The following is a 13,484-nucleotide window of genomic DNA, read 5'->3' on the forward strand; positions in this document are numbered from 1 at the left end:
GAGAACATCATATTTCATGATAGGGAGAATAAACAAATGTCAAATACAGATCAACCAAAAAAAGTCAGCCTACAAGAGCTGATGAAACAAAAACTTGCAGATAAACAGCAATCGAAAAATGCTGGTCAAGGACATAAAATGGCAACAAAATCCGCTCAGCCTCTTCAAAGTCAGCAAACGAAAAAGCGCAATAATCAACGAAAGCGTACGGGTGTATAAATGAACGGACAGCAAAGAGCCAACATCAAGCCTGGAATTCAAGTGAATATTGTCTTAAAACAAGATCAGCGTACGGGGAAGCTAACAAATGGAGTCGTTAAGGACATTTTAACGAATTCAAGCTTTCATCCACACGGAATTAAAGTTCGCCTTCAGGACGGACAAGTTGGTCGAGTGCAAGAAATTATTCAATAAAAAAAAGTGAGGAGCTCCTCACTTTTTTTATTTAGGCTAGTATCCCTAGCAATTCTTCTAAATGGGTGATTTCATATGTAGGATTCACTTCGTTTCGTTCCTTTTGATGGCGATTAATCCAAACAGACCGTACTCCCGCGCGGTTTGCACCTAAAATATCCGTCATCAAATTATCACCAACCATCAGTGCTTCTTCTTTCTCAATGCCTAACTTCTCTAGCGCATGTTCAAAAATAGCTGGATCCGGTTTCCCTCTACCAAAGTCCCCTGAAATGATGACATGATCAAAATAAGGTCTAATTTCAGGCGTAATTGTAAGCTTCGTATTCTGCAAATGCGGAGAGCCGTTTGTTAAAAGTAACAGCTGATAATTCCCTTTTAGCTGATTTAACACTTCAAACGTTTCCTCATATACAAACGGATGCTTACGGCGCTCTACTGGAAAGCGCTCTGCTAGCTCCTCACCAAGCGTAGGATCATCAATGCCGATCGCTTGGAGACCCCTCGTCCACGCTTCCTTTCGATAAGACGGTACGAGCTCTTTCATTTTTTGAAACAATTCGTGATCATCCGAAAATTCACCCCATAGTCCTTCAAATGGGTTGATCCCAATGAGCTGTGCAAACGAGTAAGTCTCATAAGACGAGTAAAGATCCCGCGCTTCTTTTCGAACAGCGTCTTCTAGCACATTCGGATCGACTCCGTACCTTTCCTGTGCAACCTTACACGTTTCTTCAAACGCGACCTGCACACTTTTCTGATCCCAAAGGAGCGTATCATCTAAGTCGAATATAACCGCTTTAATCATCTGTCTCTCCCCCGCTCATAATTTTTTTACTATTCAAATAATAGACTACTTTTAGATGGGAGACAAGGTGTAAGTTATATCACTTTTCCCTTGCCTGATAAGATTTTCACGTCTCCATCTTCCAATCCTACTTTATAGGTGAGGTGATATTGACGAGTTCGCTCACTTCCGCCTTTCTCCTCATCGGCGGTGATATAAAGGTCAATGACTACGTATTCTCCTTGTACATCTGTCGTTTCTAAGTGATCTACTCGAACAGCAAGGGTATGTTCATATCCATTCGCAAATTGTTGAAGGGATGTATGAGATTGCCATTTCATACCTAAATAATCGTATGCCAAGTCATAATCACGGCTGTCAACTAGCGAATAAAAATCGGCTAAAACTTGCTCTGCAACCTCTTGCAAGCTATATTGATCCTCTGTTTCTTCATCGTCCGCATCCGCATCCTCTTCCTCATCTTCACCACTGTAATCGTCCGATGGTGATGATTCTGCATTAATGGTCATAGGAGATTGGGACCAACCTTGTACTAGATCTAGAATATTCACAAGCGGAATGCTAAATCCAATACTCCCCTCTTCTGTACCAGCGGAGTTAATTCCGATTACCTCTCCCGTTTCTTCCTTGACGAGAGGTCCCCCACTGTTTCCATGCGCAATGGGAGCGGAAATTTGATAAGCGTCTTCGTACACGTATGGATCAAGCGTAAAATCACGATGCACTCCGCTAATAATTCCTGTTGTTACCGTATTTTGTAGACCAAGAGGACTTCCTAAAGCTAGAATTTTGTCCCCCATTTCACTATAATGTGTTTGATCGATCTGCAGCGGTTTATGGTCTCTAAGTTCATTCACCCGAACAACTGCTACATCCGTCTCATCACTAATTCCGATAACCTCTCCGTCGTATTCCTTCATATCATTCAACTTTACCGTGACCATTTGTGCTCCGGCAACAACGTGTGCATTGGTAATAATGTCCCCCTTATGATTGTAAAGAAATCCTGAGCCACTGACACCTTGTGAAGGAACTTCTATTTTCACAACGGACTTTTGAACTTGATTGATAATGTCTTTTAACTCTTGCTTCTTAACGATCGTATTTTCTTTCGGTGATGCTGAAACGATTTCTTTCACAATTGGTGTCGTGCTCTTTGACTGATAAAAAACAATTCCGCCAATAACCCCTCCAATTAATAAAATAGCGAATAAAACCCAGCCGATTCGGGATCTTGGAGCCTGTCTGTGGCGAGTTTGTCTTGATGGATCCTCTGTACTTTGAACCTTTTTTCCACAATTTCCGCAGTATATATCTTCATTCCCAGCTTTATTTCCACAAAATGGACAATACATATCATTTTCTCTCCTCATAAAAAAAGCGATTGTGCTACTTAACTAATAGCACAATCGCTTTGTCGAATACTATCAAATTATGTAAAAAAATAAGAAAAAAGACAAATAAAAAGACGCCTGTACGTGACAGACGTCTTTGATGCGTTCGAGGCGGAGACCGTGTGACCACATTCACACGTTTATCCCGAAGGAATATCGTCCGTCTTACACGAATTAGCTCATCGCTTGATTAATATAACATCTTTTCATTTGAAAGACAAGCTAATTTCGTAATTTTTTTCCTCATATGTCGAACATTCTCCCTGTGAACATCTATACAAGCCCTCGGTTCAGTGTTAGGATTAACAATCATAACTATTACAAACAGAGGAGAAATGTCATCGATGGAATATAAAATGATTGTACTAGATCTTGATGATACATTATTACGTGATGATCAAACCGTTTCCCCCCGTACTAAGGAAGCGTTAATGAAAGCACAAGAAGCAGGTGTGAAGGTTGTTTTAGCTTCTGGCCGTCCGACTTATGGAATGGAATGGGTCGCAGAGGAGTTACAGCTTGAGAAGTATGGAAGCTTTATTCTTTCGTTTAACGGAGCCAAAATTATTAACTGCCGTACGAAAGAAGAGCTATTCAGCAGCACTCTATCTCCTAAAACAGTGAAACACCTGTACGAATTAAGTCAGCGTGAAAACGTTGGTATTCATACGTATGTTGGAAATGAAATTTTTACAGAAGTTGAAAATCCTTATAGTGATATTGAAAGCGATCTAACCGGATTACCTGTTAAAATTGTCGACCATTTTGCAGAGGCTGTAACAGAGCCTGTTGTAAAAGTTCTAATGCTTGAAGAAGCCGAAAAGCTAGCAAAAGTAGAAGAAACGCTTCAAAAAGAACTAGAAGGTGAGCTTAGCGTCATGCGCTCTAAACCGTTTTTCCTTGAATTTACGGAAGCAGGCGTTACAAAAGGTACAAGCCTTCACCAGCTCATTACGGAACTTGGCATTAAGCAAGAAGAAGTGATTGCAATGGGCGATAGCTATAATGACCTTGCAATGATTGAATTCGCTGGTCTTGGTGTCGCAATGGGCAACGCGCCGGATGATATTAAAGAAATAGCAAACTATGTAACAGATACAAATATGAATGATGGCGTAGCCAAAGTCGTTGAAGACTTTATTTTAAAAGTGGCTTCTCATTCATAAGTAAGAAGGTCGATGAATAACTCATCGACCTTTTTTTATTCTCCGTAAAACGCGGCTGTATAAATGGCTTGAATGTCCTTTTTTTCAAGCGGCATAGGACTACGAGCTAATAATCTCGTTTGCTTTGTCGCATCATTTGTCAGCGGCTCAATCGCTGATTCTGGGATTTGAAACTCACGAAGCGTAGTCGGTATTCCAATATCGTAAACAAGCTGCTTTAGAAGCTGCACACATTGACTAGACGCCTCTTCTTCAGATTGAACGACTGCTTCTGGCTCTATGGCTTGTAGCACGTCTGCCAATCGTTTCGTCGCCCGACTTCGAATATAGTCCATTACATATGGAAGTAGAACAGCATTCGATTCTCCGTGTGCAAGATGGAATTGTCCACCTAACGGATATGCGAGCGCATGAACTCCGCCAACACCTGCGTTAAAAAAAGCGAGACCAGCAAGATAGCTTCCGTAGCTCATATCACTTCTTGCTTGACGATTGTTTCCATCCTCTACAGCCGTTCGGAGAGAGCGGTTAATGAGTTTAATGGCATGTAGCGCTAGTCCGTCTGTAACGGGATTTCCTTGTGTGGATAAATACGCTTCAATCGCATGTGTGAGGGCATCCACTCCCGTTGCGGCTGTGACGCGTGCCGGTACGGACAGCGTCAGCTCAGGATCGACAATCGCGACGTCTGCTAAAAGATGAGAGTGCGTTACTACATCCTTTGTCGACTCGAGTGATAGCACAGATATATTCGTCACTTCAGATCCTGTCCCTGATGTTGTAGGGATTAAAATTTTCGGGACCCCTTTTTGCGTAATTTCTCTCTTTCCTGTGAGATTGAGGTAATCTTCTACTTTTCCCTCATGAACCGATAAAACAGCAGTGAGCTTTGCTAAGTCTAGCGCGCTTCCTCCACCGATTCCAATAACAAGATCAACCTGTTTCGAGCGCGTAAACGCAACAAGATTTTCGCCAACTTCTAGCGGTGGTTCAGGGGAAATGGCCGTATACACCTCAACATGATAGTTTGCTTGCAGCAGCGGTTCAATCACTTTGTGTACGAGCCCAATCTCTTCTAAAACAGGATCAGTCACCACTAGTATAGACGCTGGTGCCATCTCTTGCACAATTGAAAGCAACCTTTGACTTGATCCCCACCCTGTATGGTTAACAGGCGTAAATGCTAACGTAGCTGTATTCATATGTATGTCTCCTCCTTATCTACATATACACTTCGAAGCGCGACGAGGTGATTCCTCTATTTTTTAGCTGGGCAGCGAGTTTTGTGCGCGCTTTTCTACAGGTCTGGTGGTGTTCCTGCTATCTAATTTCCCTTATTGCAGGATAGCTACACTTCTATTGACTGCTTTTCCTGTTTTATTGAACACTTTTCTCGTTCTATCGATCACTTTCCACTCTTTATCGGCGATTTGCTGTTTCCCTTTATGTGACGCTTACTCCTATCGATCACTTTTTCCATTCTATCGACTAATTTCCCCGTTCTATCGATCACTTTTCTTATTCCATCGACTAATTTCCACTCTTTATCGGCGATTTGCTGCTTCCCGTTGTGTGACGCTTACTCCTATCGATCACTTTTTCCATTCTATCGACTAATTTCATCGTTCTATCGATCACTTTTCTTATTCTATCGACTAATTTCCACTCTTTATCGGCGATTTGCTGCTTCCCGTTGTGTGACGCTTACTCCTATCGATCACTTTTTCCATTCTATCGATCAATTTCCCCGTTCTATCGACTAATTCCCACTCTTTATCAGTGATTTACTGCTTCTTTCCCCCCACCGCATACCTTCCTTTTGGCAAAGCATTTCCGTACGTGCTACAATAGGACAATCCTATTTTTAGAAGAGGGATGATGGTTATGGCATTTGGAATTAAGCGCGCGGAGTTAGTGGCGTGGAAGAAAAAAGTACGCAGCGGAGAGATTGCTTTTCTCACCCATTACTGGATTGACGATCGATTTCCAGGAGCGCATACGGTGACAAAGGTTGGCTGTGCTGATCTCAATAAGTTAATTGAGTGGGGCAAAAAGTACGATATTCCTGCAAAGTATATTCATCATCAGGAGGGATATCCTCATTTTGATCTTCTTGGTGATCGACAGGTGGATATTTTGTCAAAAGAAAATATGCTTCACCAGTTAGAGCGATTTCATCATTAACCAAAAGAGCCGGTTGCAGTGCAAACCGACTCTTTTTTATTGTGAAACGCCTGTACTTGTTGAAACAGCTACGGGCTTATTGGACAAATAGCTGTGTAGTACCATCCCTATAATGACCAGCATCATGCCGAGCCATGAAAGAAGAGACGGGAGCGGAGCTGAGAGAACGAATACTTCTCCAATGAGGGCAAAAAGGACTTCAATGGACTGCGTAGCTTCAACAGCTGCAAGCTTCTGCATGTTTCCTCTTACCATATCAGTCGCGCGGAAAAATAGAACCGTTGCAATAACGCCAGAGGATACCGCTACTAGTAAAGCTTGAACGCTTTGTTGACCAGTAGGTGGACCTTCGACTATCAACCCATATAGAGAAAGTAGTAGCCAAAGAGGAAGACTCGCAAGCGTCATTCCAAGCACGCGCTGATACGGGTCTAGACGCCCCTCGCAAACCTCCATCATTTTTCGGTTTCCAAGCGGGTAGGCAAAAGACGCGACCAAAACAGGAAGCACACCAAGCAAAAGAGCGACACCTGACAACTCTTTTGCTTGCTCCATTTGCATAATCGCGATCCCTAGCAAAATAATGAGCGACATACCAAGCCCTCGAAGGGAAATTCCCCCCCGTATTTTCACTACTCCGTCGTCCAAAGAACGAAGCTCATAAAAGAGCGGCGCAAGCAGTGCTCCTGAAATGATGGTTACTTGCCATGTACCAGCAATAAGCCAACCGGGCGAATAAGCAGCGGCAAAACAAAGCGGTGCATAAAACAATCCAAATCCGACAAAGCTCCATATGATCCAAGAAAGAAGATTTCTTTTCATCTCAACCAACAGGGCTCCAAAATTCCGTCTAACGAGCACAATGACAAGCAGAAAAGGAATCATGAAGATGTAGCGTAGGGACGCACTCCAGATCCAACTGCCCCCTGCTAGTTCCATTGATCGATTTAATACAAAGGTAAAAGCAAAAAAGAACGCTGCGCCAACTCCAATAAAGATTGGTTTCATTGCCGTTTTCATCTCCCTTCTGTCATAAACTTACCCAAGCTAAGCCAGTTGTTTTCGACTAGCTGAACCACTTTTTCATACTCCTCATTTTGGCACGCGCTTATGATCATCTCATGTTGATATACGGACTGTTTCCCACCTTCTGCTGAAAACTGTGATACTTCTAGTCGCTGCACCTTTGGAATGATTGCTTGAAGTGCACGACTAATTTCTGGATTTCCTGCCGCTTCTAAAAACACACCGTGAAATTGCTCATCTACTTCAATTGCACGCATGGCATCTTTCTCTTGAATCGCTTGTTTGAGCTCCTCATTTTTTCTTTGAAGTTTTTCCACATCACTCGCCTGTAATTTCGGGCATGAGAGCTTGGCTGCGAGTGCATGTAGTGCTGCCACAACGGTAAAAGCGTGCTCTGCCTCCTTTGTATTTAATGGTGTAACACGGGTATAAGACCCTGGAAAGGATTCGACAAGCCCCTCGTCTTCTAAGCGCTTTAACGCTTCTCTCACAGGAGTTCGACTCACCGCAAACTGCTCTGCTAGTTCTTGATCGTAAAGTCTTTGTTCTGGAGCGAGTTCAAGGGTAATTATGGCTTTTTTTAATGTTTCGTACACTTCATCTCGAAGTGATCGCCGTTGAATTGGTTTCATATGATTAGTTTTCATAAAACCAATATATCGCATATCCCATTTTATAACAATAAAAAAGAGAAGGGTTTCTCCTTCTCCGTGATACGTTTACAGCGCCCAGTGTTCGATTGCTTTTGCTACTCCGTCTTCTACGTTTGTTGCGGTTACCCAATTTGCTTCTTCTTTGACAAGATCTTGGGCATTTCCCATCGCAACCCCCACGCCGGCAGCTTTGATCATGGCAAGATCATTTAAGCTGTCGCCCATCGCCATTACATCATCAAGCGTAATGCCAAGCTTTTCGCTAATTGTTTCAAGCGCCTTCGCTTTGTTAATTCCGACTGCGTTGACTTCAATATTTGTAGGACTAGAATTACTCACTTCTAGCTCTGGGTTTTGTGTAAGTTCATCTAAAATCACCTTACGGATTTCATCATCCTGTATGTCGAAACCGTATTTTAACCATTCATGATCGGTAATGTTTTCTGGAAATTCTCCACGCCATACTTTGTCCGTTGTCACGGCCCAAAAATGCGTATTGTGCGTGTTTGTTAAGTTATGCATCGTTTCAATGTGATTGCTAGACAGCGTATTTCGTTCAATGAGTTGATCGTTGCTGTCCCAAATCTCACTGCCGTTTACTGTAATTATGTAAGAAGTAAGTTTCAATGATTTCGCGAAATGGCGACACGTTGTAATGGATCTTCCGGTACTAAGAACCACATAAATGCCTTTTTCCTGTGCTTTAGCAATCGCTTTTCGGTTTCCTTCTGAAATCTCACCTTCGTTATTTAAAAGCGTTCCATCCATATCCAATGCGATCAGTTTAATCTCTTTTTTTGTCGTTTCCATCGTTTTGCACTCCTTTTTCTCCATACTCTCAAAACCTGTACGAGCTGTCATCCACTTTAGACGTTAATTGAACTACATAAAATGCCTGAATAAAGCATCTTTATATCTTTACCCTAACACACCCTTTTCATAATCGTTAAATTTAAGCTCAAAAAAGACCTTCAACACTTAAGTTGAAGGCCCTTTCTATCATTATTTAGATGCTCTTGTAATGGAAACAGTTTTCTTCGTTACGTGGCCTGCAAGATCTTCTACTTCTAATAAGAACGTATTTTTCCCTGGAGTCAACGGAACGTTGATTGTTTCTGTATGTGCGAACGGACGCATTGCATACGGCTCTTTGAACTCGTGAGCGTATGTTTCACTTCCGTTCACACGGAAACGAATTTCATCATAGTTATCTGATAGTTTCACAGATAGCTTCGCACTTTTTACGTTTTTCCCAACAGATGTTGGAACTTTCCCTTGAAGCTCTAATTTAGGCGCAGTAGCATCCACAACAATGGAACGTTCAAATTTTGATACGTTTCCAGATAAATCCTCTGCGGCTACTTTTACAACTTGTACACCGTCTTTAAAGGTCATCGCGTGGCTAAAATCAAATTGCTTTTTCTCAGCATTCCATTTTAGCTCTACTTGCTGGCCATTTAGCGTAAATGATTGGATTTTTGACTCATCTTGAATATAACCGCTGAAAATAGCTTGAGACTTGTCTACTACATCAAGCGCACCTGGTGCTGTGATAAAGACAGATGGCTTTCCTGTATCCTTAACAAGACTTACCTCTCTTGAAGCTGCATTTCCTGCATAATCAAGAGCAAGAACTTCCACTGTTTGTCCAACTTCCGGTTTTGTTTCAAATTTATAAGATGTTGCATTACCAGAAAGCGGAGTTTTCAACACAGATTTTCCGTCTACTAAAATATCAATAGCGTTTACACCAACACCTGCATCTGCCGCTTTAAATGATAGCTCACCATCATTATATGACGCACTTACTGTCGGCATCTTGGTGTCGATCTTCACTGGGAACTTGAATACTTGCGGTGCTTTATTCTCGTAATCTAAGTAAGCTTTTACTTGGTAAACATATTCGCCGTCTTTTGCAACTACGTTGTTTAATTTCCCATCCCACATCGCTTGCTTAAAGACATATGCTGGGTCTCCTGAACCACCGTCGTAGTAGTTTTTCCGAATATCTGTTTCTGAACGTAACATACGAAGTACTTTCCCGCTCTTATCTGTAATAGAGAATTCAAGCTTCTTCGCATTACGTAAAAGTGTTAACTGAGGAATCACCTCATCCTGTGATTCGTCGCCGTTTGGTGAGAAGGCAATTTTATCTTTCAGATACTCGTCCTCTTTTGCTAAGCTTGCACCAAGAACGTTCTCATCCTTATCGATAAGTGCCTCCATGCCGTAGAAATAGTTATCATCATAAATACTAGCATCTAAGATCGGAGCCTTATTCCAGTCGCCTTTGAAGCCTACAAATGGAACCGTAAGTGTTGGGTCACCGTCTGTACCTGCTGTGCTAACAAAACGGACAAATCCATCTACGAAATAGCCGTTCGGGAATACTTGATCAGCCGGCAATGATTTTGTTAAATCTGCTGGATCGGCAACTTTCGCACCTGTTAAGTCAACTGTGACGTTAACGGTTTGCGACTGACCCGCTTTTAACTTCACTTTTGATGTTGCAGCATTATTCACTTTTACGGTAGCACCTTGAAGTGGCTGTGCTTCCATTTCATTATGATTAATGCCATCTTTTCCTTTTAGCACGAGGTCTGTTTGTAGACTAGAAGCAACATCATATTCAACGTCACGTTTGCTAAGGTTTTTCGCTACAAGCGTGAATGATACTTTATCCTTCGTAATTTCTTTTAACGCAACTTTGCCCACTCCACTTGTTTTCTCTGTTACAACAACTGGAGTAGAAACAGCTGCATGAAGTTGCATTAATCCTGCTCCTTCACGACGTGGTGAATAGAAGTTTGTCCATTTTTGAGCAGCGTTTGTTGCGCTTTTATCCACAACAGGTGCAGACGTATTCATTAATAAGTTTTTCGCAAGCAATACGCGATCTGCATTATGCTTTGGCTTAAATTCCTTGTCTACGCGCTCAAGTACTAGCGCTGCTCCCCCCGCAACGTGTGGTGCTGCCATTGATGTACCGCTCATGACGCCGTATTTGTTATCATTAAATGTGGAATAGATTTTTCCACCCGGTGCCGTAATTTCTGGTTTAAAGTCAAGGTTTGGCGTAACGCCCCAAGACGTAAAATCAGACATTTGGCTTGCCGTATTATTAGGAATTGTAATCATAGAACCGTTAAACGATACTTTTACTGTTTTCCCTTTTTCAAATAATGCTTTTAATGCATTTCCGTCCTTAATACTAACGCTTGCCATTGGTAACTTAGGATTATCAAGCGCCATATTTACATAGTCGCCGTGTGCCACCGTACCACGCACGATAACTCCCGCTGCACCAGCTGCTTCCGCCTGTTTTTGAATATTTGAGTAGAAGTAGCTGCCATCACGAGTAACAAACACGATTTTCCCTTTTACGTCTTTTCCTTCGTATTTGTCAGGCTGCCCGTCACCTACATACACGACTTCTTTTTCTTCTTGATGGAACACATCAAGCGGATTTGGTGCGGATTGCTTCTGCCAGCCAATTTTAAACGGCTCTTCTCCCTCTGCATTCACTGTTAAACTATCAAGCTGAATATGCGAGTTTTCTAGAGACGCTACTTGTAGAGATGAAGGCGTTAAACCTGGTGCTCCTACAACTCCAGTGTCTGGATTCGCCGCGTAAGGAGTTTGATAACCGTGACCGAAGTAAGCAGAGTTTCCAGCAGAAATAGACATGAATACACCGTTATTCACGGCATTTGTAATCGCTTGTTGCTCTGGATCATCTTCCGCTACGAATGAAGCCGTTGAACCTAAGCTCATGTTTAATACGTCTGCGCCAAGCTTAATCGCATCGTCAATTGCTTTTACGTAAATATCTCCGTATGTTGACGGGTTTCCTGGATCATTACTGAACACCTTAAGCGCTAAAAGCTGTGCTTCAGGTGCCACACCTTTAATGCCTCCAGCTTTCTCATCGCCGTTTGCACCAACTGTTCCAGATACGTGCATTCCGTGCATGCTAGCATCAGGACCTTCGTCAAGAATGTTATCGTTGTTATCAGCATAGTTATAGCCGTAAGGAACTTTGTCGGTATAGAACTTCCCTTTAAGCTGATCTTTTTTGATATCTGCATCAATTACGCTTTTCGTCAGTTTTTCCCCTTTTGTCGTCGTCAAGGTCATGTCGTGGTGAGACGGATCAATTCCCGTATCAATAACACCGACAACCATTCCCTCACCTTTATATCCATAATCGCCCCACGTTTGCTGTGCTTGCACAAGCTCTTTACTTGTAATCATGTCCGGTTTTTCTGTTGGACGCTTGTACTCATTTACAACGTGAACTTTTGCAACGCCTGCAAGTCCCTCAATCTTTTTAATGTCGCCGAATTTCACATTTCCACTGAAGCCATTAAAAATCGTGTCAAAGCTACCAAGGTATTGAACGTTTACGCCATTCTTTTTAATATTCGCTTTAATGCTTTTTTGCTGTGCGGACACTTTTTGTTGAAGGCTTTTTTGCGTCGTTTTGCTTAAATCAGAGTACTTTTTCCCTTCTGCTTTTGCATATGTAATGGCTGGTGCTGATGACAGCTCCACAATTACGCGCACTTTATCGTTTTGGCCGTAAGCCTTTCCTTTTACAATCGTTTTCCCATTCGCATCTAATTTTAGAGAATGTGCCTTTGCTTGATGATCAGCCGCCGGTGCCGCATGAGCCGCCGTAGACATTGCGACAACAGACGCAACGGAAAGTGCAGTAATAGCTGTTTTCTTTTTATTCACCTAAAATTTCCCCCTTAAATGTATCTAGAAAATATTACTATAACACTATAAATTTAGTGTTTTTACAATATTCTAGCAGAAATAGGTTCTTTTCGGAATAGTTATTTTTGAACCTCTTTTGAATATTTCGAATTTTTAATCAAAAATCCTTTATTTTTTAACGTTTTAATAAATTAAATTTTTTTAAGATCTCCTGCTTTTCATCTAGGAGTTTTATCATCTTTTTGTCATTTTTGTAATGTTTTTGTAAACTGTACAAGCCCTTCTCTCATAGACTAGACGGATTATGTTTTACGATATTAGGGGGGGAACTTTTTTTGTTTAAAAAATGGTTTATTTGTTTTATTGTCACCTTTGTTTTTATGTGTGGAATTAGCTCCGTATCAAATGCGGCCTCAGGAAATCAGCTTATTATTATTAACAAAGCTAAAAACCAGCTGGCGTTTTATGAAAATAATAAGCTCGTAAAAATGTTTAGCGTCGCAACGGGAAAAAAGGCATCTTATACACCGGAGGGACGTTTTAAGGTTGTAAATAAAATTGTGAACAGACCTTACTATAAGGGAAATATTCGCGGCGGAGACTCTCGTAATCCCCTCGGCAATCGTTGGTTGGGGATCAATGCGCGTGGAACTTGGGGAACGACCTATGCCATTCACGGAAACAATAATACAAGTTCAATTGGAAAATACGTAAGCAGCGGCTGCATTCGCATGTACAATCAGGAAGTACAGTGGTTATATAGCAAAGTTAAGGTGAATACGCCTGTTATTATTACCACTTCTAACAAGAGCTTTGGTGGCATTGCCGCTTCCAATGGTATTAAGGTTTCTGGTGAAGAAACGGCACCTGTCGCCGTTATCACGAGTGGGTCAACGCTCAAAAAGGGAAGCCGCGGCGCAGAGGTGAAAAAGCTTCAGCAGTTACTCACATCACAAGGTTACTCAACCAACGGTATTGATGGTATATTCGGAAGCGGAACAGACCGCGCTGTGCGGCTGTTTCAAAAAGCGCACCATCTTTCTGTCGATGGAATTGTAGGAGCCAACACGTACAAAGCCTTGCAACAGCAATAAAAAAGAGCGTGGACACGAGTCCA

At 42.0% G+C, this 13,484-nt stretch carries 12 protein-coding genes; 5 read left to right on the forward strand and 7 right to left on the reverse strand.

All coding sequences use genetic code 11. The features are described from left to right. Positions 1-36: 36 nt before the first annotated feature. On the forward strand, positions 37-219 hold the full coding sequence (locus AMD01_RS10430; protein ID WP_053401341.1) for a hypothetical protein: 183 nt from the start codon (positions 37-39) through the stop codon (positions 217-219). Beyond that, positions 220-414: a YwbE family protein gene (locus tag AMD01_RS10435; protein ID WP_053401342.1), complete on the forward strand. Its 195-nt coding sequence runs from the start codon at positions 220-222 to the stop codon at positions 412-414. It abuts the gene before it with no gap. 31 nt (positions 415-445) lie between these two features. Here AMD01_RS10435 and AMD01_RS10440 read toward each other — a convergent pair whose 3' ends face one another. After that, positions 446-1,222: an HAD family hydrolase gene (locus AMD01_RS10440; RefSeq protein WP_053401343.1), complete on the reverse strand. Its 777-nt coding sequence runs from the start codon at positions 1,220-1,222 to the stop codon at positions 446-448. Between the two features lie 74 nt (positions 1,223-1,296). Next, positions 1,297-2,577, reverse strand: a complete 1,281-nt coding sequence (locus AMD01_RS10445; protein ID WP_053401344.1) for a trypsin-like peptidase domain-containing protein — start codon at positions 2,575-2,577, stop codon at positions 1,297-1,299. A gap of 383 nt (positions 2,578-2,960) precedes the next feature. On the opposite strand from AMD01_RS10445, the gene AMD01_RS10450 reads away from it, so the two are divergent. Continuing rightward, entirely contained in the window at positions 2,961-3,782 is an 822-nt protein-coding gene (locus AMD01_RS10450; RefSeq protein ID WP_053401345.1) for a Cof-type HAD-IIB family hydrolase, read from the forward strand. A 35-nt stretch (positions 3,783-3,817) separates the two neighbouring features. Here the strand turns inward: AMD01_RS10450 and AMD01_RS10455 are convergent, their stop codons facing one another. Next, entirely contained in the window at positions 3,818-4,984 is a 1,167-nt protein-coding gene (locus tag AMD01_RS10455; protein ID WP_053401346.1) for an iron-containing alcohol dehydrogenase, read from the reverse strand. Positions 4,985-5,666: 682 nt separating this feature from the next. Here AMD01_RS10455 and AMD01_RS10460 point away from each other — a divergent pair. Beyond that, the gene (locus AMD01_RS10460) at positions 5,667-5,966 is read left to right on the forward strand and encodes a hypothetical protein (protein ID WP_053401347.1); all 300 of its coding nucleotides are present in this window, start codon (positions 5,667-5,669) and stop codon (positions 5,964-5,966) included. Between the two features lie 36 nt (positions 5,967-6,002). Here the strand turns inward: AMD01_RS10460 and AMD01_RS10465 are convergent, their stop codons facing one another. The 4 genes from AMD01_RS10465 to AMD01_RS10480 all read right to left on the reverse strand — a co-directional run bounded on the left by AMD01_RS10465 (position 6,003) and on the right by AMD01_RS10480 (position 12,385). Next, the gene (locus AMD01_RS10465) at positions 6,003-6,974 is read right to left on the reverse strand and encodes a DMT family transporter (RefSeq protein WP_053401758.1); all 972 of its coding nucleotides are present in this window, start codon (positions 6,972-6,974) and stop codon (positions 6,003-6,005) included. Between the two features lie 8 nt (positions 6,975-6,982). Next, the gene (locus tag AMD01_RS10470) at positions 6,983-7,639 is read right to left on the reverse strand and encodes a GntR family transcriptional regulator (RefSeq protein WP_053401759.1); all 657 of its coding nucleotides are present in this window, start codon (positions 7,637-7,639) and stop codon (positions 6,983-6,985) included. A gap of 72 nt (positions 7,640-7,711) precedes the next feature. Further along, positions 7,712-8,455 carry a Cof-type HAD-IIB family hydrolase gene (locus tag AMD01_RS10475; RefSeq protein ID WP_053401348.1) on the reverse strand — a complete coding sequence of 248 codons (744 nt, stop codon included), beginning with the start codon at positions 8,453-8,455 and terminating at the stop codon, positions 7,712-7,714. A gap of 192 nt (positions 8,456-8,647) precedes the next feature. Beyond that, positions 8,648-12,385, reverse strand: a complete 3,738-nt coding sequence (locus AMD01_RS10480) for a S8 family serine peptidase (protein ID WP_053401349.1) — start codon at positions 12,383-12,385, stop codon at positions 8,648-8,650. A gap of 317 nt (positions 12,386-12,702) precedes the next feature. On the opposite strand from AMD01_RS10480, the gene AMD01_RS10485 reads away from it, so the two are divergent. Next, the gene (locus AMD01_RS10485; protein WP_053401350.1) at positions 12,703-13,461 is read left to right on the forward strand and encodes a L,D-transpeptidase family protein; all 759 of its coding nucleotides are present in this window, start codon (positions 12,703-12,705) and stop codon (positions 13,459-13,461) included. The last annotated feature ends 23 nt before the right edge of the window (positions 13,462-13,484 follow it).

Origin of the sequence: Priestia koreensis, assembly GCF_001274935.1 — a bacterium.
Taxonomy (GTDB): domain Bacteria; phylum Bacillota; class Bacilli; order Bacillales; family Bacillaceae_H; genus Bacillus_AG; species Bacillus_AG koreensis.